18 protein-coding genes, 1 tRNA gene and 4 pseudogenes are annotated in these 25610 nt (G+C 63.8%); 19 read left to right on the top strand and 4 right to left on the bottom strand.

The genetic code is table 11. The annotated features are described in order from the left end of the window. Positions 1 to 4 precede the first annotated feature (4 nt). From ACYQOP_RS11720 to ACYQOP_RS11705, 4 genes are all read left to right on the top strand, one after another. Entirely contained in the window at positions 5 to 850 is an 846-nt protein-coding gene (locus ACYQOP_RS11720; protein ID WP_461222461.1) for a D-amino-acid transaminase, read from the top strand. Positions 851 to 941: 91 nt separating this feature from the next. Continuing rightward, positions 942 to 1280, top strand: a complete 339-nt coding sequence (locus ACYQOP_RS11715; RefSeq protein WP_461222460.1) for a hypothetical protein — start codon at positions 942 to 944, stop codon at positions 1278 to 1280. A gap of 137 nt (positions 1281 to 1417) precedes the next feature. Beyond that, on the top strand, positions 1418 to 2710 hold the full coding sequence (locus tag ACYQOP_RS11710; RefSeq protein WP_207411629.1) for an adenylosuccinate synthase: 1293 nt from the start codon (positions 1418 to 1420) through the stop codon (positions 2708 to 2710). Positions 2711 to 2892: 182 nt separating this feature from the next. Next, positions 2893 to 4461 (top strand): histidine kinase, encoded by a 1569-nt coding sequence (locus ACYQOP_RS11705; protein WP_461222459.1) that lies wholly within the window; start codon positions 2893 to 2895, stop codon positions 4459 to 4461. A 68-nt stretch (positions 4462 to 4529) separates the two neighbouring features. Here ACYQOP_RS11705 and rpoH read toward each other — a convergent pair whose 3' ends face one another. Both rpoH and ACYQOP_RS11695 read right to left on the bottom strand, forming a co-directional pair. Continuing rightward, positions 4530 to 5420 (bottom strand): RNA polymerase sigma factor RpoH, encoded by an 891-nt coding sequence (gene rpoH / locus ACYQOP_RS11700; RefSeq protein WP_207411627.1) that lies wholly within the window; start codon positions 5418 to 5420, stop codon positions 4530 to 4532. A gap of 297 nt (positions 5421 to 5717) precedes the next feature. Further along, complete coding sequence (locus ACYQOP_RS11695) at positions 5718 to 6719, bottom strand: RluA family pseudouridine synthase (protein WP_461222458.1); 1002 nt, start codon at positions 6717 to 6719, stop codon at positions 5718 to 5720. 291 nt (positions 6720 to 7010) lie between these two features. On the opposite strand from ACYQOP_RS11695, the gene ACYQOP_RS11690 reads away from it, so the two are divergent. Both ACYQOP_RS11690 and ACYQOP_RS11685 read left to right on the top strand, forming a co-directional pair. After that, positions 7011 to 7086, top strand: a tRNA-Glu gene (locus ACYQOP_RS11690). Positions 7087 to 7371: 285 nt separating this feature from the next. Continuing rightward, positions 7372 to 8551, top strand: a pseudogene (locus ACYQOP_RS11685) (IS3 family transposase). A 12-nt stretch (positions 8552 to 8563) separates the two neighbouring features. On the opposite strand, the pseudogene ACYQOP_RS11680 reads toward ACYQOP_RS11685, so the two are convergent. Beyond that, a pseudogene (locus ACYQOP_RS11680) lies at positions 8564 to 8710 on the bottom strand (IS630 family transposase); the annotation flags it as partial. Between the two features lie 89 nt (positions 8711 to 8799). On the opposite strand from ACYQOP_RS11680, the gene ACYQOP_RS11675 reads away from it, so the two are divergent. Continuing rightward, the gene (locus ACYQOP_RS11675; protein ID WP_419951587.1) at positions 8800 to 9810 is read left to right on the top strand and encodes an IS110 family RNA-guided transposase; all 1011 of its coding nucleotides are present in this window, start codon (positions 8800 to 8802) and stop codon (positions 9808 to 9810) included. A gap of 273 nt (positions 9811 to 10083) precedes the next feature. Here the strand turns inward: ACYQOP_RS11675 and ACYQOP_RS11670 are convergent. Continuing rightward, a pseudogene (locus tag ACYQOP_RS11670) lies at positions 10084 to 10862 on the bottom strand (IS630 family transposase); the annotation flags it as partial. A 193-nt stretch (positions 10863 to 11055) separates the two neighbouring features. Between ACYQOP_RS11670 and ACYQOP_RS11665 the strand changes: the two are divergent. The 12 genes and pseudogenes from ACYQOP_RS11665 to ACYQOP_RS11610 form a co-directional block, all read left to right on the top strand. Continuing rightward, positions 11056 to 11471, top strand: a pseudogene (locus tag ACYQOP_RS11665) (IS630 transposase-related protein); the annotation flags it as partial. Between the two features lie 447 nt (positions 11472 to 11918). Beyond that, positions 11919 to 13784, top strand: coding sequence for a hypothetical protein (locus tag ACYQOP_RS11660; RefSeq protein ID WP_461222457.1), 1866 nt, complete (start codon positions 11919 to 11921; stop codon positions 13782 to 13784). Positions 13785 to 13970: 186 nt separating this feature from the next. Further along, positions 13971 to 14564: an IS701 family transposase gene (locus ACYQOP_RS11655; RefSeq protein WP_461225288.1), complete on the top strand. Its 594-nt coding sequence runs from the start codon at positions 13971 to 13973 to the stop codon at positions 14562 to 14564. A gap of 531 nt (positions 14565 to 15095) precedes the next feature. Next, the gene (locus tag ACYQOP_RS11650) at positions 15096 to 17003 is read left to right on the top strand and encodes a methyl-accepting chemotaxis protein (RefSeq protein ID WP_461222456.1); all 1908 of its coding nucleotides are present in this window, start codon (positions 15096 to 15098) and stop codon (positions 17001 to 17003) included. A 30-nt stretch (positions 17004 to 17033) separates the two neighbouring features. Next, entirely contained in the window at positions 17034 to 18635 is a 1602-nt protein-coding gene (locus tag ACYQOP_RS11645) for a chemotaxis protein CheW (RefSeq protein ID WP_461222455.1), read from the top strand. 195 nt (positions 18636 to 18830) lie between these two features. After that, positions 18831 to 19934 (top strand): chemotaxis-specific protein-glutamate methyltransferase CheB, encoded by a 1104-nt coding sequence (gene cheB, locus ACYQOP_RS11640; RefSeq protein WP_056424932.1) that lies wholly within the window; start codon positions 18831 to 18833, stop codon positions 19932 to 19934. A gap of 1 nt (position 19935) precedes the next feature. Then, complete coding sequence (locus ACYQOP_RS11635) at positions 19936 to 20529, top strand: HEAT repeat domain-containing protein (protein ID WP_461222454.1); 594 nt, start codon at positions 19936 to 19938, stop codon at positions 20527 to 20529. A 46-nt stretch (positions 20530 to 20575) separates the two neighbouring features. Beyond that, the gene (locus tag ACYQOP_RS11630) at positions 20576 to 21427 is read left to right on the top strand and encodes a CheR family methyltransferase (RefSeq protein WP_461222453.1); all 852 of its coding nucleotides are present in this window, start codon (positions 20576 to 20578) and stop codon (positions 21425 to 21427) included. 1 nt (position 21428) lies between these two features. Next, positions 21429 to 21812 (top strand): response regulator, encoded by a 384-nt coding sequence (locus tag ACYQOP_RS11625; protein WP_311274943.1) that lies wholly within the window; start codon positions 21429 to 21431, stop codon positions 21810 to 21812. After that, positions 21809 to 24475: a chemotaxis protein CheA gene (locus ACYQOP_RS11620; RefSeq protein WP_461222452.1), complete on the top strand. Its 2667-nt coding sequence runs from the start codon at positions 21809 to 21811 to the stop codon at positions 24473 to 24475. Before ACYQOP_RS11625 ends, ACYQOP_RS11620 begins: the two co-directional genes overlap by 4 nt. After that, positions 24475 to 24726, top strand: coding sequence for a hypothetical protein (locus ACYQOP_RS11615; RefSeq protein WP_461222451.1), 252 nt, complete (start codon positions 24475 to 24477; stop codon positions 24724 to 24726). Before ACYQOP_RS11620 ends, ACYQOP_RS11615 begins: the two co-directional genes overlap by 1 nt. Continuing rightward, a complete protein-coding gene (locus ACYQOP_RS11610) occupies positions 24723 to 25523 on the top strand; it encodes a ParA family protein (protein ID WP_461222450.1) in 801 nt (266 codons plus the stop codon). The genes ACYQOP_RS11615 and ACYQOP_RS11610 overlap by 4 nt, the downstream gene beginning before the upstream one ends. Positions 25524 to 25610 lie beyond the last annotated feature (87 nt).

The following is a 25610-nucleotide window of genomic DNA, read 5'->3' as shown; positions in this document are numbered from 1 at the left end:
TTCGATGTCGCGCATCGTCTACGTCAACGGCGAGTTCGTGCCCTTCGAGGCCGCGACCGTGTCGATCATGGACCGGGGCTTCCTGTTCGCGGACGGCATTTATGAAGTGTCGGCCGTCCTTGGCGGCCGTCTCGTGGACAACGCGGCGCATCTGGCCCGGCTGGACCGGTCGCTGGGCGAGATCGGCATCCGCAATCCCTACCCGACCGAAGACTGGATCCGGCTCGAGACCGAACTGGTCCGTCGCAACGGCGTCGACGAGGGCCTCGTCTACATGCAGGTGACGCGGGGCGCCTACGAGCGGGATTTCGCCTTCCCGCCGGCCGAGACCGAACCCACCGTGGTGATGTTCACCCAGGCCAAGACGGTGGCCAGGAACCCGCTGGCGGAGCGGGGCGCCAAGGTCATCACCGTTCCCGATATCCGCTGGAAGCGGCGCGACATTAAGTCGGTGGCGCTCCTCGCCCAGGTTCTGGCCAAACAGGAAGCGGCCAAGGCCGGCGTCGCGGAGGCCTGGATGGTGGAGGACGGTTTCGTCACCGAGGGCTCCTCGTCGACCGCCTTCATCATCACCGGCGGAAAGGTGGTCACCCGCCCGCTCTCCACCGCCCTGCTGCCCGGCATCACGCGCCTCGCCGTCATGCGCCTTGCCGAGGAAGCAGGCCTGACGATCGAGGAGCGGCTGTTCTCCGTGGAGGAGGCGTTCGCGGCTGAGGAGGCCTTCTACACCAGCGCGTCCGCCTTCGTGATGCCCGTCATCGACATCGACGGGCACGAACTGGGGGACGGCAAGCCGGGCGCGCTGACGAAGCGGCTGCGCGCACTTTATCTGGAGATGGCCGGGGCATAAGGGCGGGCCGGTCTCATCCGTCATCCGGCGCCGCCATAGGAACTGCATCGCCGCCGGAGCGGTTTGTCTCCCGACTTTCTGGGGGACATCGATGCCGAGACCGTTTCGTCACGCCGCACTGCTTGCTTTCGCCCTGACGGCGTCGGGCGCCTATGCCCAGTCGCCCGATGCACCGCTGAAAGGGCGCGACACCTCCCCGAACATCCCGCCCTCCACGGAGACGGTGCCGGAGAAGGTTCGTCCGTCCGAGGAAGGGACCGACGGCTCGACCTTGAGCGACAAGCTCGAGAAGAACGACGGCGTCATCACGCCGCCCGGTAATTCCGCACCGGGCCTGGTGGTCAAGCCTCCCGAGTCCGAGAACAGCGGCATGCCGGTGATCAAGCCGGGCCAGTTGCCGGGCCGCGAACCGGGGACGGAAGCGCGCTAGGAATTGGGCGTGCCCCAAGCCTTCGGGCGCGGTTTGCTTGATTTCCTGCGAGGGATCGCGGAAAGACCCCGGAGATGCGTGTCGGCCCGCCTTCGAGGCGGGGAGTTTCCACGCGGGCACCGGACAGGTTGAAGTGAATGGCGAACGTCGTCGTCGTGGGCGCCCAATGGGGCGACGAAGGCAAGGGTAAGATCGTCGACTGGCTCTCGGAGCAGGCCGACGTCGTGGTTCGCTTTCAGGGCGGCCACAATGCCGGGCATACGCTGGTCATCGACGGTGTGACCTACAAGCTGGCGCTTCTCCCCTCCGGCGTTGTCCGGGGCGGAAAGCTCTCGGTGATCGGCAATGGCGTCGTGGTCGATCCGTGGCACCTCGTCGACGAGATCGCCCGGCTTCAGGCGCAGGGCGTCGAGATCTCGCCCGAGAGCCTCCGCATCGCCGACAACGCGACGCTGATCCTTCCGCTTCACCGGGAACTCGACCATTTCCGCGAGACGTCAAATGCCGGTCTCAAGATCGGCACGACGAAGCGCGGTATCGGCCCAGCCTACGAGGACAAGGTCGGCCGTCGGGCCATCCGCGTGGTCGACTTGGCCGACGAAAGCACGCTGGAATCGAAGATCGAGCGGGTCCTCACCCACCACAACGCATTGCGCCGGGGCCTCGGGATCGACGAGGTCGATGCCGGCGCGCTCCTCGCCGAACTGAAGGCGATCGCGCCGACGATCCTCCCCTACGCCACCACCGTGTGGAAGCTCCTCGACGACGAGCGCCGGGCGGGCAAGCGCATCCTGTTCGAGGGCGCGCAGGGTGCCCTCCTCGACGTCGATCACGGCACCTACCCGTTCGTCACCTCCTCCAACATCGTCGCCGCCCAGGCCGCCACTGGCTCCGGCATGGGGCCGTCCGCGATCGGCTACGTGCTGGGTATCGCCAAGGCCTATACGACGCGCGTGGGCGAAGGCCCGTTCCCCACCGAACTATTCGATGAAATCGGCGAAACGATCGGGGCCAAGGGCCGCGAATTCGGCGTCAATACGGGGCGCAAACGTCGGTGCGGCTGGTTCGACGCCGTTCTGGTGCGCCAGACCGTCCGAACCTCAGGCATCGACGGCATCGCCTTGACCAAGCTCGACATCCTCGACGGGTTCGAGGAGATCAAGGTCTGCACCGGGTACCGCCTCGATGGCCAGGTTCTTGACCATTTGCCCGCCAATCAAGCGGCACAGGCTAAGGTCGAGCCGATCTACGAGATCATCGAAGGCTGGTCCGGCACCACCGCGGGTGCGCGCTCATGGGCCGATCTTCCCGCCCAGGCAATCAAGTATGTACGGCGGATCGAAGAACTGATCGGGGCACCCGTGGCGTTGCTCTCGACGTCGCCGGAGCGCAACGACACCATCCTGATGCACAATCCCTTCGAGGATTGAGCGTCCGGCTGAGGCTTCAGCACTTGGGGTAGCGACAAGGCGACCGGTGGCAATTTCCCGAGTGATCAAGCGCTGTAGGGCTGGTGGGTGCCTCGTTCGAGGGACAGGCATCGCGGATCATGCGGTCGCGCCCCGCCGGGCGCCCATATCTGGACGGTGAGAACAGGGCGGACCGAGGTTCGATGGCCGATTATTACCCTTTGCTGGCACGAGCGCTTCAAGCGATGCCGGATCGGTCTCCCGCCCTGCGTAAGGCGGTCTATGACCGGGCGCGCGGCGCTCTGATCGGACAGCTCCGGTCGCTCGAACCACCGCTATCCGAAGCCGACATCGACCTCGAGAGCAAAGCCCTCGAAACCGCCATCGAACGGGTCGAGAACGAATTTGGCGAGCCGCCGGCCGCCGCGGCCAACTATGTCGTGCCGCCGATCTTCGTTGCCCCCGAGGAGCGCGACACTCTGCCGGAAGCGGCGGCTCCGGATCGATTACCGGAACCGACCAAGCGCGACTTCGCCGAACCGACCCTGCCGCCCGCACCTGAGCCAAACTTGGGCATTCGGCCCTCGCGGCCGGATCGCTCGCGTGTTGCAAACGCAGACGCGTCGCCACCCAAGTCTCTTCCCCCGGCAGCGGAACAGGTGCCTGTCTCAGACGGCCCTGCTACGGTCTTGCCGATCAAGCCGCGGAAGGCGAAATCTGCCGACAGGGTCGCCGACCGGAAGGCTGCGCGAGACGCTGCGAAGATGACCTCGGGCGCTGAGACGCCATCTGGTCAATCCACGGAGTCGGAATCACCCATAGAACCATCGATCGAAGCGCCGCCCGCCGAGCGTGACGCGGCGGGCATGCCTGTCGATTCCTCGAATGCGCGGCATCGTCCACGGATCGACGTCGTCGCCCCGCGTAAGGGCCGCCCTCGCCTTCTCCGGAATGTCTTCGTGGGAAGCGTTCTCCTGGTCGTCGTCGGGCTCATCGCGGTAGCGGCCTTCATGCTTCGCGACAAACCTTCGGACCTGCAGCCTGGAATCACGGAGACACAAGAGGAGGGGTCCGATCCGGCGGCATCGAAATATGCAGATCGGATCGGCGGTGACGCTCCCGCCCTCCCGGAGCGACGCGACCAGACCTCTCGTCAGGCTCCCGCCCGCCCGACGACGGCAACGCCGGATGCCGGCAAGGCACCGACCCAGCCCGATGTGGCGGTCGCACAGCGGGCCGTTCTTTTCGAAGAGAATACAGCGGGCGGAAATGCACAGCCGATCACCTTCCAGGGCATGGTGGTCTGGCGTCTCGAGGCGATGAATGGCGAACAGGGCCAGCCACTGGAGACCGTGATCCGGGGGCGTGTGACCTTTGCCGATGCTGGCCTGTCGCTGGTGATGACGATCCGACGGAACCTTGATCCCACCTTTCCTGCGTCCCACACCATCGAACTTGCCTTCACCACCACCAGCCCCGCCGGGGATACGCATGCGGTGCAGGATGTCGGCCTTCTGAGTGCGAAGGATGAAGAAGGGGGCCGGGGATCGCCTGTCTCGGGCCTGCCGGTACGCGTCAAGGAGAACCTGTTCCTGATCGGCCTGTCCTCGCTTCAGGCCGATGTAGACCGGAACACCGACCTGTTGGAGCATCGCAACTGGTTCGACCTACCGATGAAGTTCGTCTCGGGCCCTCGTGGCGTACTGACTTTCGAGAAGGGCACTTCGGGCAATCAGGTCGTCCGCTCGGCCTTCGAGCAATGGCGTCGATAGGCACAAAAAAAGGCCTTTTCCGCATCAGCGAAACCGGCCTTCTTTCTAAGTGCCTCTCGGAGGAAACTTCAGGCGTGAGCTGCCGCCCGCGGGGCCTCGCGAGTAGCGAGGTTGCGTTTCACCGCCTCCTGGATCTTCTCGAAGGCTCGAACCTCGATCTGTCGGACGCGCTCGCGCGAGACTCCAAACTCGCCTGACAGGTCTTCGAGGGTGATCGGGTCGTCTGCCAGTCGGCGCGCCTCGAAGATGCGACGCTCACGCGGGTTCAGGACCGACAGCGCATCGCGCAAGGCGGTCAGCCGGTTCTGGCCCTCTTCCTCGCGGGCGAGCACGGTTTCCTGACTCGGGCTGTTGTCCACCAGCCAATCCTGCCACTCGCCCTCACCTTCCTCGCGGAGGGGAGCGTTGAGGGAGGTATCGCCGGACAGGCGGCGATTCATGTCGATTACGTCCTGCTCAGGCACGCCGAGCTTGACCGCGATCTGAGCCACCTGATCGGGTTTCAGATCCCCTTCATCCAGGGCGGAGATCTTGCCCTTGGCCTTACGGAGGTTGAAGAACAGCTTCTTCTGGTTTGCGGTGGTGCCCATCTTCACCAGCGACCAAGAGCGTAGAATGTACTCTTGGATCGCAGCCTTGATCCACCACATAGCATAGGTGGCGAGTCGGAAGCCCTTGTCCGGCTCGAACCGCTTGACCGCTTGCATGAGGCCGACATTCCCTTCGGACACGACTTCGCCGATGGGAAGGCCATAACCGCGGTAACCCATGGCGATCTTGGCCACGAGTCGGAGATGCGATGTCACGAGCCGGTGCGCCGCATCGCGGTCGCCCTTTTCACGCCAGCTCTTGGCAAGCGTGAACTCCTCGTTCGGCTCGAGCATCGGAAACTTGCGGATCTCATCGAGGTAGCGCGAAAGTCCACCTTCGGTGGCGAGCACGGGTAGTGCGCCTGCCATAGTCATCTCTCCCTACAAGGTCCCCCATCCGGGCAGACCAGAAACGAACCGCCGCTCTATGAGCCGACCGTCCCACTCCCCGAGCCTACCCGGAAAGAAAACGGTACGGTAGCGGTCCGTGACTCGAACGTGGCTAACAACGCGCCAGTGAGCCGATGGCTCGAAGGTGACACGAAAGGCCGCGGGCCGGGGTGCGCCCGCACACCTGTTTGCCGGCCATCCTTGACAGGCGCAACTCCGCAACAGTGACGGGAATCGACGATTCCGTCCGAATACCTGGGGTCGCTGCTCGGCTCCTCAAGGCTTCGATGGTCCCCGCAAGGCAGCGATGAGGGCAGCCATATCCGGCGGGATCGGGCTTTCGAACCGCAGCACCTCGCCGGTGCGTGGGTGCTCGAAACCCAATATGGCAGCGTGAAGCGCCTGCCGACCCAAAGCTTCGAGCTTGGCCCGCGCCGCTTCGCCGAGTCGGCCGGCCTTGGTCTTGAAGGCGTTGCCATAGACCGTATCGCCGAGAAGCGGATGGCCGCGATGACTGAGATGGACGCGGATCTGATGCGTCCGTCCGGTCTCGAGCCGGCAACGGACGAGGGCGACTTCGGCGCCAGCGTCCAGGATCTCCTCGACGACGTAATGGGTGATGGCTGTACGGCCCTCCCCCGGGCGCATGACGGCGATCTTCTCGCGATTGCGCTGGCTGCGCGCGAGCTCGACATCGATCGTGCCCAGCCGGGGCTCCGGCGCTCCCCAGGTCAGGGCGAGATACGCACGCTCCAGCGGTCCGTTACGGCCATGGTCGGCAAACTGCGCCGTGAGCCCCTTATGGGCCAGATCGTTCTTCGCGACGACGAGGAGACCGCTCGTGTCCTTGTCGAGCCGGTGCACGATACCAGGCCTCCGTACACCGCCGATCCCCGACAGGCTCTCGCCGCAATGAGCGATGAGGCCATTCACAAGGGTTCCAGCATCGTGACCGGGCGCCGGGTGAACCACCAGCCCCGCCGGCTTGTCGATGACGATCAGGTCGTCGTCCTCGTGAACGATAGCGAGATCGAGGGCCTCCGCCATTGGCGTCGCATCCACCGGCGCAGGAATCGTCACGTCGAGGACGGCACCTCCGCTGACCTTCAGGGAGAGGTCCAGCACGACGATTCCATCCTTGCTCACCTGACCGGTACGGATCAGCTCCTGCAACCGCGAACGCGACACGTCCGGCAGCGCGCGGGCGAGCGCCCTGTCGATGCGCTCCGCCTGTGCGTCCAGGTCGAGGACGACACGGCGGTCCTGCGGTTCTTGCACGATATGATCTCTTTCGATGCCGATGAAATTTAGGCGCTCGGGAGGCCTTGCTCCCCCGCCCGACCGTCGCTATACGATCGCCAGCCGCCCGGAAAGCTCCCATCGTCTAGCGGTTTAGGACGTCTCGATACCCCTAATCATCCTGCCATGTGTGTAGGTTCAAGGGGTTAGGGTTGGTATCCCTACCATTGATGCCTGCGGGCCGAAGGTTGGCTGCCAAAGTCCTATCCCAAGGAGTTGACTTCGTGTTGTTAGTAAGCGTAGTCCTAGCGGTGTACTAGGAGTATATGCGCTCCCTTCGTCTAGCGGTCTAGGACGTCGCCCTCTCACGGCGAAAACAGGGGTTCGATTCCCCTAGGGAGCGCCAATAAATTGGCTTTTACTTGCATTCACATCGAAAAATCCCTTTAGCGCCATTCGACTATCGGTGAGGGCATTAGCCTTTCACGCTAGAGAGGCGGGTTCGATTTCCGTAGTGCGTACCAAGTATTTACGTGCGCCAATCTAATCTTTTTAGCTCTGGACGATCTTTTTAAGACTCTCAGCGAAGTCTGGATTGCTAAAGCGGCGACCGTCCATGTGATCCGCCTCCATCGAAGTGGTCCGCCCTGAGGTATGGCCTACGGGCCAGGACGAGGACGGACAGACGGGAATGAGGCGTCATAAGCCCGAGGATGTAGTTGCCAAGCTGCGGCAAGCGGACGTGTTGATCGCGCAGAGTGAGAACGTGGTCGACTTGATCCAATCTCTCGGCGTGACGGAGGTGGCGTACTACCGTTGGCGCAAGGAGTTCGGCGGCCTGAAGACAGATCAAGTCCGACGGATGAAGGACTTGGAGATCGAGAATCAACGGTTGCGCAAGGCGATTGCCGACGTGACACTGGACAAGCTGATCCTTCAGGCGGCGGCGACGGGAAACTGATCAGCCCCGCGCACCGGCGCGCCTGTGTCGAGCACGTTATGGATGTCTTGCAGGTCTCCGAGCGCCAGACATGCCGTGCACTCGGTCAGCATCGCTCGACACAGCGCAAGGTGCCGCGTGGCAGAGACGACGAGGCCGCGTTGACCGCCGACCTCGTCGCGTCGGCCGAGAAGTACTGCCGCTACGGTTATCGGAAGATCGGCGCGTTGCTGAAGGCGGCAGGCTGGCTGGTCGACGACAAGCGCGTGGAGAGGATCTGGCGGCGGGAGGGCCTGAAGGCGCCGGCCACGCAACCCAAGCGCGGCCGGATCTGGGACGGGGGCGGATCCTGTCTACGACTGCGGGCGGGGCATCGCGATCACCTCTGGTACTACAACATCATCGAGGCGCGCACCCATGACGGGCGCAGGTTCCGGATGTTCAACCTGGTTGATGAGTTCACGAGCGAGTGTATGGCGATCCGCGTCACCTGCAAACTCAAGGCAGCGGACGTCATCGACGTACTCTCCGACCTGTTCATCCTGCGCGGTGTGCCCAGCCGTATCTGCTCCGACAACGGTCCGGAGTTCATCGCCAAGTCCGTACAGGCCTGGATCACCGGTGTGAGCGCCAGAACAGCCTACATGACTCCGGGCTCGCCATGGGAAAATGGGGACATCGAGAGCTTCAACGCACGGCTACGGGACGAGTTGTTGAATGGTAAGATCTTCTACACGCTCGAGGAGGCACAGATCGTGATCGAGAGTTGGCGACGCCACGACAACGGCGTGCGCCCACGCGCCTCACTCGGCTACCGCCCCCCCCGGCTCCGGAGGTGTTTGTGCCGCCCTCATCCGGTTGGCCGGCTGCCCCCATCCGACCGGCTCCGACGGCCAAGCTACCCGCGAAGAGCAAACCAACCCAGCGCTAGAGCGTTTTCGGTTTAATCTGGTTCGTATCCAGCGGCGGCGAAGAAGTTGGCGCACTCGTTCGGTGTGACCGTGTCGATGAGGCGCCCGATGGCAGACCACAGTCCCTCGACGCTGCGTTCGGCCGCTTTGCGCAGCAGCGCCTTCAGCTTCGAGAACGCCACTCGATTGATGGTGTGGATGGCTCCTGCTCCCGGCGTTGCGCTGGGGCATAGGCGGGATGTTGTCGCCTCAAGCTGAGGAGCCACCCATGTCCAAGCTTGTTACGGTCGGTATCGACCTCGCGAAGAGCGTTTTCCAAATCCACGGTGTCGATGAGAGCGGTCGTGTTCTCGTGCGTCGCCAACTCCGTCGAAGCCAGCTGCTCGCGTTTTTCGAGAAGCAGCCGCGATGCCTGATCGGCATGGAAGCTTGCGGAGGCGCTCACGACTGGGGGCGCAGGCTTCAGGGATTGGGGCATGATGTCCGGCTGATGCCGCCGTCTTACGTAAAGCCCTATGTGAAGCGCGGGAAGACGGACGCAGCCGATGCGGCCGCCATCTGTGAAGCGGTCACACGTCCCTCCATGCGGTTTGTCGCCGTGAAGAGCGAAGCTTGCTCTTCGGTCCTGGTTCTCCACCGCACGCGGGATCTTCTGGTCCGCCAGCGCACGCAGATCGGCAACGCGATCCGCGCTCACATGACGGAGTTCGGTGTCATCGCAGCCAAGGGCGCGCAGAATGTCGATCGGCTGCGAACGCAACTGCACCAACTACCGGAAGCGGCCCGATTGCCCGTCAACCTGCTCTTCGAGCAGTTGGTCGACACCGATACGCGGATCGAGCGGTTGACGGACGAGATCGAAGCGACCCACGCCCAAAGTGAGACGAGCCAGCGTCTGGCGACGATCCCGGGCGTCGGCAAGCTTTCGGCGACGATCATCGCAGCGACGACGCCGGACGTCGGCAACTTCGACTGCGCGAGGGACTATGCCGCCTGGCTCGGCCTGACCCCCAAGCCGCACTCCACCGGCGGTAAACAGAGGATCGGGCGGATCTCAAAGATGGGTAACCGGTATATTCGGCGGCTGCTCTATCTGGGCGCCATGTCGCAGATCATGGTGAGATCCAGGTGCGGTCCGAGACAGGACTGGCTGTCCGACCTGCTGGCCAGAAAGAAGACGAAAGTCGCCGCCATCGCGTTGGCACATCGCATGGCAAGAACGATCTTCGCTGTCCTCAGGGACGGCTCACGCTACCAGCCGCAGGCGACCACCGCCTGAACGGCTAAACGAACGGTCAGGGCGACGTGAGGTGATGGCGAACAAACGGAGAGGAAGAACCAGGACACCCCGATCAATCCGAAGCGCTTCAAGCGCGCTCGATTGAATGGGACCTGTTCTCCAAGCGGACTTCATCAGGGCGCGCAGCGATCCCGCTGCAGATCAGACGCCGTATACATGGCCGCAACCGACCAGTTCACCCGAACCGATCCGACATCCTTGACCCGCAGGAGTCATCCATACACGGGTTGAAGTCGCTGCGCGGTCCTTCGGTTCGGGGCTGTAGGGCGGGAGGAACAGCATTCGGGCGCCGACCGCTTCGATCGCCGCCCGCACGGCCGGTCCCTTGTGGCTTCCGAGGTTGTCCATGACGACGATGTCACCGGGGACGAGTTCGGGCACGAGGACGCGATCGACGTAAGCCTGGAAGGCGTCCCGGTTGATCGGCCCATCCAGCACGAACGGGGCGGCGATCCCGGACAGGCGCAGGCCCGCCACGAAGGTCGTGGTCTTCCAGTGGCCATGCGGCACGGGTGAGCGTAGCCGCTCGCCACACGGTGAACGCCCGCGGGTGCGGGCCATGTTGGTCGTGGTCCAGGTTTCGTCGAGGAATACGAGGCGGGTTGGATCGAGATCGGGCTGGCCTGCAAACCAGGCCTCGCGCGCCGCCCTCACATCGGGGCGGTCCTGCTCGGTCGCGTGGGCTGTCTTTTTTTGTACGTGAGGTCGCGCGCGTCGAGGAAGCTCCACAGGGTCCCGAGCCCGACCGTGAGAGCTTGCTCGTCCCGCAGCCGAGCGCGCATCTCTTCCAGGGTGATGTCGTCCTTCTCGTCGATCAGGCCGCGCAGGAAGTCCTCGTGCGGATCGAGCTTCGAGCGGCGCGCCCGCCCTTGTGGACGGGCCGCCACCGTCCCGGTCGTCGTGAGCGCGGCCATCCAGCGGATCGACGTTGCGATGCCGACCCCAAACCGCGCCGCCGCTTGCCGACGCGAAGTCGTTGCGGCGGCCTCCACCACCCGCTCGCGCAGATCCTGGCTGTAGGGTCGGCCCATGCCTCGCTCCTTCTCAAGAGCGACCAGTGAATCAGTCCACCAGCGCCGCGTGAACCCCTCCCGTCCGATTCAGCCCAGCCCGAAAACGCTCTAGAGCCGTGCCCTGGCGGTTTGAATCGTTTGGGGTAGGCGATCTGGCTGGCGTGTGAGTCACTGGACGGGCTTATGAGGGGGGATTGCCATGCCTTAGGCCCTGTCAGTCGATCTGCGCGAGCGTGTGGTCGCCGCGATTGAAGCGGGTGCATCGCGGCGTCAGGCTGCCAAACGCTTCGGGGTCGGGGCAGCCAGCGCGATCCGTTGGCACGAGCGCTTTCGGCAGGACGGGCGGATCGCGCCCAGGCCCATGGGCGGCGACCGCAACTCGCAGCGCCTGGAAGCGCAGGCGACCCTGATCCTTCGGATCTACGAAGAGCACCCGCTCTCGTTCCTGCGGGAACTGCGCGACAGGCTCTCGGAACGAGGCGTCCGGGCAAGCACGAGCAGCCTGTCACGCTTCTTCGCCCCGCATGGCATCACCCGTAAAAAGGGGCTGTCCACGCGGCCGAGCAGGAGCGGCTGGATGTGGAGGCCGCACGCGAGGACTGGCTGGAGACATCTGCAAGCGAAGATCGATGGCTTTCCTCTCCGCATGCGCCATGGCAGTCAATGCGTCTTCGGCGGCTTCGAGCAACGACGGCATTGCGGCACACTCATGCTGTAACGCACCACAAGAAACGTCAGCAGTGCACAAAACGATCCAGGGGCCACGCCAAGCTTCTCTGATGGCCTTACAATTTGCGAGAAAACCCAGAGGATCAATTTAGGCACACCATCAAATTTTGCTTGATCGAACCGCCTTTCTCTATTCCTGGCGTCTCAGCCCTCATTGTATCCCCGCCTCCGACATAGGCATGTGTGCAAGCAATTGAACAGTGCCTTGATGATCGGATCACAATCTGGATTTCCCTGTGAAGCGACCGTGACGACGGGCGCTTGGTGCAAATTTGTCCATTGTGAGGTCTGTATATTCAGAAAAATTTAGTGCGCCTGAACTGCGCCGAGATAGGATTTTACACTATGAGCCAGGCGGGATTAGCAATTTTGGACGACGGTCGCCTCAAAAACTTGATTGTTTTGAGCAATAGCGCCGATCCAGACTCAAATATAGACGCGCCTCTCAAGGTAGGCTTCGTCGGCGGGTTCCTGGGCTTATCATTAGGGGGAACCCCTTCAGTAAAATATACCTATCCAAGCGGCGGCGCGCAGATAAATGTTGCCGATGGAGTAGGACCTTTATTGCTCTTCTACAACGACAGGACTGGCGATTCCGTTCTGCAAGGCAGTAAACTTGGTGACTTCATATACGGTGGCTCAGGCAACGACGTATTGAATGGCGGCGGCGGTGACGACACCTTGGTCGGCAATCTCGGCACCAATATCATTCGAGGCGGTGCCGGAAACAATACCGCCAGTTATATAGGTTATGATGGGCCGAACGAGCCCGACACTTTAGGGGTCGAGGTCTTTCTTGACGAACGCGAAGCCTACAATAGGACAGGCTTCGTTTTTCATGACACTCTCATCGACGTTCAGAACGCCGTCGGCACTCGTTTCCTCGATATCTTGGTCGGCGATGCGGGTGACAATATCCTCGAAGGTCTCAATGGCGCCGACGTCATCCGAGGTGGCGCCGGTATCGACACGTCGAGCTACGAGACGTCAGCCTTTTCTGTCGGCGTGAACCTGACGACCAAGGTCAACACTGGTGGGGATGCAGAAGGCGACATCCTTGAGAGCATCGAGAACGTTTGGGGCAGTCGCTACGCAGATTTCCTGACAGGCGATGCAAAGGCCAACGTCCTCGAAGGCGGTGCGGAAGCCGACCAGCTTTTCGGAGCGGGTGGCAGCGATACCGCGAGCTACGAGCATTCCCTTCTCGGTGTCGCCGTCAATCTGACGACGGGGGCCAACACCGGTGGCGACGCTGAGGGCGATATCCTGACCGACATCGAGAACCTTCGCGGCAGTCGATACGAAGACGTTCTGGCGGGCGATGCGACGGCCAATGTGCTCGAAGGCGGCGCGAAAGCCGACCAGCTTTTCGGCGCGGGTGGCAGCGACACGGCGAGCTACGAGCATTCCCTCCTCGGTGTGACCGTCAATCTGGCGACGGGCTCCTACAGCGGGGGTGACGCGCAAGGCGATAGCCTGACCGATATCGAGAACGTTCGCGGAAGCCAGAACGCGGATACGCTGACGGGCGATGCGACGGCCAACGTCCTCGCTGGGGGGGCGGGAAATGACCGGCTTTTTGGAGGCGAGGGCAACGATACCCTGCGCGGAGACGCTGGCTCCGACACGCTGGTCGCGGGAGTCGGCGACGATAGGCTGGTGGTCATCGAGGCGCCGACGCTGGTCCAGGGGGATGCCGGCAACGACAAGCTCTTCCTTCTAGGAATCGAAACCTTCACGTTCACCGACACGAACTTCAAGGAGATCGAGACGGTCTATGTGCGCGATGCGCTGACCCTCGATATGTCTGGTGTGAGTACGAAAGTCGCGATCGCTGTACAGAATGCCGAAACGACGCTCGCTACGGTGACGGGCACCAAGGGTAACGACACGATCACGGCCGGCGCGGGTGACACGGTCATTGACGGTAGCACCGGGAGCGACAAACTCTATGCCGGCGCAGGGGTTGATACCTTCACTTTCAAAGCAAACTTTGGACGCGACAATGTCTATGGCTTTGAGTCAGGCGCAGACCATTTTGACGTGTCAGCCCTCGTCAACAGCTTCACTGATATTAACATCGGCGGACTGAATGGCGGAGCGAGTACGCTCATCACCTTCGACGGCGCTGGGTCAGGCAACAAGATCATCCTTCATGATGTTGCCGCCTCGTCGCTGGATGCGAACGATTTCGGGTTCCTCCTCACCTAAGTTCAGCTCCCATCTCCTAGCGCTACCTGGGCATTTTGACCGGTCGCAACGCGTTGTCATCCTTGATGGTTCGAGAGGCAGCGGTGGATCAGGATCGCCAAGGGACAAACGAGCTCGATGCGTGCCTGGCGCCGTTCCTGGCGGTGATGGGGCCGCAAGACCCGGAGGACCTGGGCGCCGCTCTACCTGCGTGGCCTGCTCGGTCCGGGTGATCGCAAGAGCCTGCAGCCGATGGCGGCGCGCCTCGGGCTGCCGGGCCACGATCAGCTGCAGCACTTCATCGCCAGCCCGGCCTGGACGACGGGCGGCTCTGGAGGGAACTGGGCCGCCAGGCGGATCGGCTGGTGGGCGGCCCCGATGCCTGTGGTGATCGACGACATCGCCCTGCCGAAGAAGGGCACGCGCTCGGTCGGGGTGGCGCGACAAGACTGCGGCGCGCTGGGCAAGCAGGCCAACTGTCAGTCTCTGGTCTCGCTCACCCTGGCACAGGGCGAGGTGCCCGTGCCGGTGGGCTTGCGCCTGTTCCTTCCGCAAGCGTGGACGAGCAATTCGCAGCGGTGCGTGCGGGCCGGCGTACCCGAGACCGCGATCGCGACCGCGCCACGGAGCAAGGGCGAGATTGCTCAGTCGGAACTCGATCGTCTGAGGGCGGAGGGGCTGCGCTTTGGTACGGTGCTGGCCGATCCCGGTTCACGTCGGTCAACGTGCGGACCTGTTCGATATCGCCAACGACATGCTCCGCATGTCCGCGCCGGCCGTCTGCATCCCGAATTCGAATGATGAGCCAGAAGGTCGCATAGTCAGCCCCGTTCTGGCACGCCCAACGGATTACATAACGAAGCAGGTCGCCTGACTTGCCGCATGCGTTGACGTCGCGTTTCTGTGCGGAAGCTCAAGCAATTCGTAGAGTCGGTTCAGCCTCATCGCGAAGCAAAATTGGCGAATTAACGCTTTGCGATCCTCAATCCGAGGAACCCGTCAAACCAAATCGGCAATCGATATCTAATGTCACCATTATGCGTCGTACGGGATACTATTTACAGGTATATTCCAGAAAATTGAATACGTTTGCCTATCGGACTTCCATTAAGCGAGATCAATGCCTTCATTAACGGTTCTTTAATTCATATAGGCCAATTAGATCGCGCTGGAACGGAACATTACTTAAGTAAATTTTGGTTCCGACCACAGCCCACCGGGAAATTTCAAATTTATCTTGGGTTTGGAGCGCCTTCAGCAGAAGCGAGCCTTCCCAACCGCTTGCTACATTGGGAAGGTCTTACTCAGATGGCTCTTGCGAAGAAGGCGACGATGCGCGCTCTGCCCGTCTCCCATGGCATGCGGGATGAGGGTCATTCGCCTCCGGCCAAATCGCATCTCGTGGCGGAAGCCGAGAAGCGCAAGGCGCGGACCTTCGCACGCCAGCAGAAGGCTGCGGAGCTGATCGCCTCGGCGACCTCGCAGCTGTCCAGCGGCGTCGCCGAGGCGTCCTCAGCCGCGGAAGAACTGCGCAAGGCCGCAGAGCAGATCGGCGTCGGAGCCGAGGAGGCAGCCAGCGCCGCGCAGGAGACCATGAAAGCGGTGAACCAAGGCGCAATCCTGATCCTCGCCGCCAAGGACAATGCCGATCTGTCCCTTCGTAAGACCGAGAACCTGTCCGCCCTGCTCGCGGAGACCGCCGGCCAGATCGGCAACACCATCGCGGCCATCGCCAAGGCATCCGAGCGCCAGGAAGCCTCCGTCAAGATTGTCGAGGAACTCGACCGGCAGGCGACCACCATCGGTGAGATCGTCAAAGCCGTTGCTCGTATCGCCGATCAGACCAACCTACTCGCCCTCAATGCGGCGATCGAAGCGGCCCGCGCCGGCCAGCACGGCAAGGGCTTCGCTGTCGTCGCCGACGAGGTACGGACCCTGGCTGAAACCAGCGAGAAGTCGGCCCGGGACATCCAGGAGCTGGTCGCCCAGATCCAGCGCGACGTGAAGATCGTGGCGGACGGCATCGGTAGCTCGGCCGCCTCCTCGCGGAGCGAGGCCGAGAAAGGCGTGACCGTGACGGGGCAGCTCGAGCGCATCCGTCAGGACATGGCCGAGATCATCACCGGGTGCCGCGATATGGCGAAGGCGGCCGATGAATCGGGCATCGCCGCCAAGGAGTCTCAGAAGGGCGCGGAGATCATCGCGGCGGCGGCCGAAGAGCAGGGTTCCGCCTGCCAGGAGGCCGCCAAGATGATCGAGCAGCAGACGACGGCCCTGTCGCAGAGCGAACAGGCGTCCCAGGAGCTCTCCGAACTCGCCGAAGAGCTCAAGAGCAGCGCCAATATCGGCAAGAGCGCCGAAGAGGTGGCCTCCGCAGCGGAAGAACTGTCCAGCGCCGTGGAAGAGATCAACCGGGCGTCGACCCAGATCATGACCGCCCTGGACCAGATCACCAAGGGCGCACAGCAGCAATCGGCGGCCACCCAGCAATCCTCCGCCGCGATCACCCAGATCGAGCGGCGGACCCAGACATCGCGCGCCTTCGCGACGGCTGCGGTCGAGAAGGCGCAGTCCATCGCCGACATCCTGACCGACAACAAGTCCCTGGTGGACACGATGGTGAGCGGAATCCAGAAATCCGTCGAGGCCGGTCGCCTCAGCCGTGATCAGATCGCGGCCCTGGAACAGGTCAGCCGCCGCATCGACAAGATCGTCGATGCGATTACCACGGTCTCGATCCAGACCAACATGCTGGCCGTCAACGGCTCCGTAGAGGCCGCACGGGCCGGCGAGTTCGGCAAGGGCTTCGCAGTGGTCTCGACGGATATCCGCAACCTCGCCCGGGATTCCGCAGAGAATGCCGAGCGGATCAAGGATACCGTCAAGGCGATTCAGGACACGGTCGTGTTCGTGCGCGGCGATATCCAGGAAATCGCCGAGGCGGCCGTCGTCGAGGTGGAGAAGTCGGCGATCATCTCCAAGAACCTGGAGTTGGTGGCCAAGGAGATGGGCGACATCATCACCGGCAACCGCGAGATCCTGAACGGCTCGGACGGGATCGTCCGCATGGTGACGGAGGTTCAAACCGCCGTCGAACAGGTGGCGGCGGCGGCCCAGCAGGCGGTGCGCACCTCGGGCGAGGCCGGCAACGCGGCCCGCGAGCAGGCCAAGGGCGCCGAACAACTCGCCGCGGCCATCGAAGAGATCGCCTCCCTCGCAGACGAGCTCCAGGCCGCCTGAACCGAGCTCTCTCGAAGGGACGACACCCCCATGGCACCAGCAGTTGCCCAGGCGTTAGAAACGCTGGAGGCCAAGTTCGCGCCTCCAGCGGCTCGCGCCGCCCCGCCGCCGGTCTCGGACGCGGCACTTACGGAAGCACGGCAATTCGTGATCTTCCACATCGAGACCGAGATGTTCGCCGTCTCCCTCTCAGATGTCCAGGAGATCATCCGGGTCCCGACCGTGGTCCGAGTCCCCCTCAGCCCGGGCTCCCTCCTCGGCCTCGCCAACCTCAGGGGCACGGTCCTACCCGTCCTCAACCTCCGGGACGTGCTGAACTTCCCGCCGGTGCTCCACGACGACGCGACCCGCGTGGTGGTGCTCGACCAGGGCAGTCCGATCGGCTTCGTCGTCGATCGGATGGCCAATGTGGTGACCGTAGATGCAGAGCGGATCGAGCCCGCCTCCTCGCTCCGCGGCACCGTCGATACCGAGCTGCTCACCGGCATGATCAAGGACGCCAAGGGCGGATCGATGGTCATGATCCTCGACTCTGTGCAGCTGGTGCAGCGGGAGTTCAGCTCCATCGCTGCCCAGCGGTCTTCGGCGGGCGGCCTCATCGGCTCGGACGGGACGGCATCCGTCTCCGTATCGGTCGACGCGGTGGTCGATGAGGACCAGCTCGTCAGCTTCGAGGTGGCCGGGCAAGAATACGCCTTTCCCATCGAGCAGGTGCAGGAGATCGTGCAGCTCCCCGAGCACGTGACCCAGATCCCGAACACTCCCGGCCATGTGCTCGGAGTGATCACCCTGCGGAACCGACTCCTGCCGCTCGTCTCGCTCCGCGAGATGTTCGGCCTGCCCGCGAAAGCGTTCAGCGGCACCGACAAGGTGGTGGTGGTGTCCCTCGGCGGTGAGTCCGGCTTTTCGGTCGGCGTCGTGATGGACAGCGTCAAGGAGGTCCTGCGGGTCAACCGCAGCCTCGTGGAGGCCATGCCGACCCTTCTCAGCCATGACGGCACAATGGACGAGATCCAGGCGATCTGCCGCCTTCAGGGCGGCAAGCGCCTGGTCTCGGTCCTCTCGGCGGGGCGGATGTTCGACACCGCCGATCTGCGGTTGGCCGTGAAGGCCGGGGAGACGATGATGGGCACCAGCACCGGTTCGGAGCGGGAAACGGTCCAGGACAGCCTCGACGAGGAACAGTTCGTGGTATTCCGCCTGATGGACGAGGAATACGGCGTCCCGATCGAAGCCGTGCAGGAGATCGTCCGCGTCCCCGACGAGCTGACCCGAATCCCCCGCGCGCCGGCCTTCGTCGAGGGGGTCATCAACCTCCGGGGCGTCGTCCTGCCGGTGATCGACCAGCGGCGGCGTTTCAACCTTGCCCAGGCCGACCGCAGCGACCGCCAGCGGATCATGGTCTTCACGATCCGCGACGTGCGCACGGGCTTCATCGTGGATTCCGTGTCCGAGGTGATGCGTATCTCCGGCAAGGTGATCGGAGATGCCCCTCACCTCTCGGATGCGCAGAAGCGACTGATCCGCCGGGTAGCCAACCTCGAGGATCAGAAGCGGATGATCCTGCTGCTGGATATCCTGCAGCTTCTGGACACCGACGAAGCGGCTTCCATCGGACAGGTCACGCACTGATACCCGGCCGGGACCGGCCTCACGGTCCCGGCGGCTCCGGAAATCCGCCCGTCGTTCGGCCGCCCTCGATGGGCGTCGGATGACGGTCGGTCCCGGGCATGGCTGACCTTCGCGGGACGGGACATCGATCCACGAATTCGGATCGTGCCGTTCTTCCGCTTCTGCTCCTTTTCACCTCATCCGTCAGACAGTTGCATGATCAAGGTGCTCATCGTCGACGATTCCGCGCTCATGCGCCGGCATCTGACCCAGTTGCTCGAAGGCCAGGGCGATTTCATCGTCCGTGCCGCACGCAACGGCGTCGAGGCCCTGGCGAGCCTGGAGGAATTCGACCCGCAGGTCATCACCCTCGACGTGAACATGCCGGAAATGGACGGGATCACCTGCCTCTCCCGGATCATGAGCGATTACCCGCGCCCCGTGGTGATGGTCTCCTCCATCACCGAGGAAGGCGCAGAGACGACCCTCCAGGCGTTGCGGCTCGGTGCGGTGGACTTCGTCCAGAAGCCCGGCGGTACGATCTCGTTGTCGATCGACCGCATCCACCACGAGTTGCTCACCAAGATCCGCGGTGCTGCACGGGTGCGGATCCGGCGTAGCATCGGTCTGCGCCAGCGCATCGGGGCGAGGCGCCCCGCACCCGCTTCGGCTCCCGTCGACAGCGTCTCGAACCGCGTAAGGGCCGGCGCGCGGGGCCGCATGGGCCTCGTCCTGGTGGGCGTCTCCACGGGCGGCCCGAGCGTGCTGGAGGAAATCCTGCCGCTTCTGCCTGCCGATCTCCCCTGGCCGGTCCTGGTGGCCCAGCACATGCCCGGAAGCTTCACCGGCGTCTTCGCCCGGCGCCTGAACGAGCTCTGCGCCTTGTCCGTGGTCGAGGCGGCGCGCCAGACGCCGCTGGCGGCAGGAACGATCTATATCGCCAAGGGCGACGCCGACCTCGTCGTGACGAAGCGCGGCACCGGTCATTCGGCGACCCCGCTGCCCCAGTCTCAGGATCATCTCTGGCATCCGAGCGTCACCCGCCTGGTCGTCAGCGCCCTCGATCATTTTCCGGCCGAGCAGCTCATCGGCGTGCAACTCACCGGCATGGGCAATGACGGCGCCGAGGCCATGGCCCGGATCCACCAGCGCGGCGGCCTGACCATCGCACAGGATGCCGACACCAGCGTCGTGTTCGGCATGCCGAACGAACTCATCAAGCTCGGAGGCGCCAGCATGGTGCTGCCGAGCCACGCCATCGCCGCACAACTCACCGCCTGGCTTCGGCCACAGGCGGGCCTTCGAGCCCAGGGAGCCTAGGATGGCACTGAGGAAACCCGCCGCACTCGGCGACACGCAGGCGACTGCGTCCACCATCGATCTGGCGACGCTGAGCCTCGAACTCGCCTCCCTGGAGGCTTCGGCGCGTCGCGGTGCCGCGCGGACCCTCGGCGCAGTCCCGGAAGCAGTGCCGCTGCTATGCGATCGGCTGGCAGTGGAGAGCGCCCTCAGTGTCCGGAGCGCCATCGTCACGTCTCTCATTCGGCTGAAATCCGAGCGCGTGGTGGAAGGCCTGCTGCCGTTCCTGCGCAGCGAGGATACCGGCCTGCGCAATGCCGTCGTCGAGGCGCTTCAGGAGATGCCCTCCGAGGCCGAGCCGTTCGTCGCCGAGTTGCTCGCCGATGCCGATAGCGACGTGCGAATCTTCGCCGTGAACATCGTGAGCCTGCTGCCGCATCCCAGCACGCCGCTTTGGCTGACGCAGGTCGTGGCCGAGGACGAGCACGTGAATGTCTGCGCGGCCGCCGTCGAGGGACTGGCCGAGATCGGCACCGAACACGCCATTCCCGCGCTGGAAGCCCCCCCGGCCGTTTCCCTGACGTCCCCTTCATTGCCTTCGCGGTTTCGGCCGTGATCCGCCGGATCAGAGGATTGTAATGCCGCTCTCCAGCGCCATGACGATGAGACAGGGGCACTCTCCGATCAGCGAAGAAGAATACAACATCTTCTTCGAGTTCTTCTATCGTAGGACAGGCATTTTATTCAACGACAAGAAAGGGTACTTCGTCGAGAAGCGCCTGTATGACCGTATGGAAAAGACGGGAAGCACAAGCTTCCGGCGTTATTTCGATCTGGTTCGCTTCCAGGCCTCTGGCGAGGAGCTTCAATGCCTCGTCAACATTATGACGGTGAACGAGACCTATTTCTTCCGCGAGGATTATCAGTTCAATGCCCTGGTCCAGGGCATGCTGCCGGAGATCGCACGCTCGCGTAAGATCGGCGATACCCTGCGGATCTGGTCGATGCCGTGCTCGACCGGCGAGGAACCCTATTCCGTCGCGATCCAGATCATCGAGAACTGGTCGCGGGCCGATGATTTCGCCATCGAGATCAGGGGTTCGGACATCGACACCCGCGTGCTGAACGAGGCACGCCAGGGCATTTACGGCGAGCGCTCGCTGCACCGGCTCACTCCGGCACTGCGTGCGAAGTATTTCCAAAGTGTCGGACCGGATCGCTTCCAACTCCGCGAGGAGTTACGCGAATCCGTCGACTTCTCCATCGCCAATATCGTCGACCCCCTGCATACGACCCGCTACCGCGCCGTCGACGTCATCTTCTGCCGTAACCTTCTGATTTACTTCGACGACGTGTCGCGCCGGCTGGCCGTCGAAGCACTCTACGACTGCCTGTCGCCGGGCGGCTTCATCTGCCTCGGGCATTCCGAGAGCATGAGCCGGATCTCGTCGATGTTTCAGCCGCGCAAATTCGGCGACACGATCGTCTATCAGAAGCCTCTCGGGAACGATTGAGATGAGCGCCGAACAGAAACAGATCCTCGTGGTCGAGGACGGCGCGACGATGCGCATGTTCTACCGCGACGTGCTCAGCCGGGCGGGCTTCGTCGTCGAGGAGGCGGCGAATGGATTCGAGGGATTGGAGCGGGCGCTTCTCGGCCGTTTCGACATGCTGATCGTCGACATCAACATGCCGAAGATGGACGGCTACGAGTTGCTGTCTCGCCTTCGGAACGAGCCGGCACTACGGGCGATTCCCGTGGTGGCGATCAGTACCGAAGCCGGTGACCAGGATGCCGCCAGAGCCTATGATGCAGGCGCCAACCTCTACCTCGTGAAGCCCGCCGATCCCGTCGCTCTGGTCCAGACCGCCCGCCTTCTCACCGGTGCAGCGGCATGAGCAACCCGAGCCGTAACAACCCCTTGCTGCAGCGCTTCATTCCGGAAGCGCGGGAACTGTTGCAGGCCTCCGCCGGCGGCCTGCTGCGGCTCGAGAAGAACCCGCAGGACGGACCTGCGATCAATGAAGTGTTTCGGGCCGTCCATACCCTGAAAGGGTCGTCGGGGCTGTTCGACGCGACCGCGCTGACCCGTCTCGTCCACGCCGCCGAGGATCTGCTCGGTGCGGTTCGGGCGCAGGAAATCGTTCTCGATTCGAGCCTTGTCGACATGCTGCTCGACAGCCTGGACCAAGTCAGCCTCTGGGTCGACCGGCTCGAAGGCGACGCCGAGCTTCCCGCCGATGCCGATGGCGTAGCCAGCCGGATGGCATCGGGCCTGCGCGCTCGGGTCGCCTCCAAGGATTCGCCGGAAACCGCCACGACAGCTGACGCAACGCTGCCGGCCGAAGCGCCGCCGATCTGGCTGCATCGCCTGCCCGTGGAATCCCTTCGGGAGGGATTCCGTCGTGCCTGTCGAGGCGCGACCGTTCTAGCCTTGTGCTACGAGCCCGACCCCGGCTGCTTCTATGCGGGCACCGACCCGCTTCAGGCCGCTCTCCAGGTTCCCGAGGCCATGGCCTTCACCATCGAGGCGGTGGCCCCCTGGGGACCGGTAGCTGATCTCGACCCCTACCATTGCAACCTGCGCTTCCACATCCTCACTGACGCCCCCCGGACCGAGGTGGAGCAGGCGATACGCTACGAGCTGGATCAGGTTTCGTTCAGCCCGGTCTCTGCCCGTGACCTCGTCCAGATTGCCGGCGAGCCGAGCGACGGGCCGGTCTGGGACGATTTTTACGAGGCCGCCTCGGCCCAGCACGCCGCGGGCGATCTCGCGGCCATCCGTGCCAGCGCGGCGACGCTTCGGAGCTTCACCGGGCCGGGTCTATGGCGCAACGACGCCCTATCCTGGCTCGAAGACGCAATCTCCGCCACCGCTCCGGACCACGACCTCGTCCGCGCCCTGATCCACGCGGCCGGAACCGGGCGTTTCGGCGGCGTAGGGAATTCCACCGTATCCGCTACTGCGTCGGGGGCTCCGACCACGCTATTGGACGGCCCCAACGGCGCGGTGGCACGCAGCATTCTTGCCGGCCAACGGCAAGCCCTCGGCAAGGACGGGTATGACGAGATTCGGCTGGCCTCCGTCGCGGCGGTCGTCGGCAACCTGCTTGTCGGCCTCGGCCTGGACGCGCAACGTGATGCGTTCCAGCAGGCGATCGTGGATACGCATGAGAGCCGCTCGACCCTTCCGCTCCTAATCTTCCTGGACGTGCTCGAAAGCGGTGGGACGCCGGATACCCTCCCTCCCTCGGATCCACTCACCTCGATTACCTCGGCAACCGACCTGCCGAAGGCTGCCGACCTCCCAAAGAGTACCGCGCCGGTGCCGGGGCCGGGGCCGGACGGAGCCGCACGGAATGCAGCTCCGGAGGTGCGCGCGCCGCAGAAGACCCTCAAGGTCGAGCAAGCCAAAGTCGATCTGCTGATGAATCTGATCGGCGAGCTCGTAGTCTCGAAGAACAGCCTGCCCTTCCTGGCCAAACGGGCGGAGGAAACCTACGGCTCCCGTGACATGTCGCGGGAGATCAAGGAGCAATACGCTGTCATCGACCGCCTCGCGCAGGAAATGCAGGGCGCGATCATGCAGGTCCAGATGCTTCCGGTCTCGGACATCTTCGATCGATTCCCACGTCTGGTTCGCGATCTCGCCCGCAAGCTCGGCAAGCAGATCGGCCTGTCCGTGGAAGGGGAAGACACGGCGGCCGACAAGACGATCATCGAAGCGCTCGGCGACCCGCTGCTGCATATCGTCCGCAACTCCCTCGATCACGGCATCGAGCAGCCCGAGATACGCGAGGCCGCCGGCAAGGCACGCACGGCGAGCCTGCGTCTGCGGGCCCGCCAAGAAGCCGATGGCGTGGTCATCGAGGTGCAGGATGACGGGCGCGGTATCGATCCGGCCCGGATCCGCGCCGCGGCGATCGAGAAGGGTGTCATCAATGCCGAGGAGGCCGGCCGGCTGTCCGATCAGGAGGCGATCAACCTGATCTACAGGCCGGGCTTCTCCACGGCGCAAGAGATCTCTGACCTGTCCGGTCGCGGCGTCGGCATGGACGTGTTGCTGACCACGGTCGAGAAGCTCGGCGGCCGTGTTTCCGTGACATCGCGCCTGGGCGAAGGCACCACCACCCGACTCACACTGCCGCTCAGCATGGCGGTGACGCGGGTGATGGTCGTGGAGGCCGCGGATGGCGTCTACGGGGTGCCCATGGACATGATCGCCGAGACGGTCCGGGTGCCGGAAAGCCGGATCCAGCGGATCAAGCGCGCCGAAGCCTTCGTCCTGCGCGACATCGTCATCCCTTTGATGCGGATGTCGACCCTGCTGGGCGTGCCGGCGCGCCAGCGGAGCAGCGACGAGGAAGCCGAGGAGGCGGTCCTCGTCTGCCAGATCGACGGCCGTCATGTGGGCCTCGTCATCGACGATTTCCGCGAGGGAATGGACGTGATCCTCAAGCCCCTCCAGGGCGCCCTGGCGGGCATGCGGGGCTATTCGGGGACCGCGCTCCTGGGAGACGGCCGCGTCCTGCTCATCCTGGACCTCAAGGAATTGATCTGATGCCGCTGAGAATTGCTCGCACGACCGTGCATTTCGAAGGTCATTGCTCAGTGGAGGAAGCCCTCGACCTCCAGGCCTTCTTCGGCCGGGTCAAGGTGCCCAAGGTCGTGCTGACGCAATGCGCCGGCCTGCACACGGCGCTGCTTCAGGTGCTGGCGGCCGCACGGCCGGCCAGCATCGCGCCGCCCTCGGATCCCATGCTCGCCCAGGCAATCATGCCGTTCCTCAGCGGGATCGGAGCCGACAGGTGACCGCCATTCTCGCCATCTCCAACCGGAAGGGAGGCAGCGGCAAGACCACGACGGCTGTCAACCTCGCGGCGGAGTGGGGGGCACGCGGCCATCGCATCTTGCTCGTCGATCTCGACACACAGGGGCATGCCGGGCTCGGATTCGGCGTGGTGGCGGGTCGGGACGAGCCGACGGCGCATCACATCTTCTCCAAGACGGGCTTCTCGCTCGAGGAGGCCATCCGGCCGAGCGTATCGGCCAATGTCGCGGTGGCGCCCGCTGACCCGCTCTTCGACGGGACGGGCGTAGCCGACCGAAGTGTCTCGGCTCTGCGACGTAACTTACGGTCCCCCGCCATCGCCGAGCGGTTCGATCTCGTCATCCTCGATACGCCGCCCTCTCTCGACATGGTCCTGGTCAATGCCCTGGCGGCCGCCGATAGCGTCCTGATCCCAATGATCCCCCATGCCTTGTCAGCCGAAGGCGTGCGGCAACTGACGCGGCTGTTCTTCCGGATCGCCACGACGGTGAATGCGGGGCTGACGCTGGCGGGCCTGCTTCCCGTGATGCTGAATCCGCGCACGAGCCATCACCGGGATACCCTGCAGGATGTTGGCACGGAGTTCGGCTTCAACCGCCTCCGCAGCGGGATCCGATCCGACATTCAGCTCGCGGAGGCCTTCGCTGCTCGGCGGCCAATCCACGATTACGCCCCGCGCAGTCGTGGTGCGGCCGATTATCGCGCGTTGGCGGATGAACTGGGGGGACTCTGGTCTGAACTCAACCCCGATCAGGCTTTTGATACCCGTTTATCCTGAAATGCGCTGGGGAAAAGAAGATGGATCTGGAACAATGAAACCACTAATCAATGATTTGCCACCTATTGAGTGGTTTCCAGAAAATTG

The sequence above is a fragment of the Methylobacterium sp. CM6247 genome (assembly GCF_054817925.1).
Note: the sequence above shows the minus strand (reverse complement) of the source record. Positions and strands in the feature narration are given on the sequence as shown.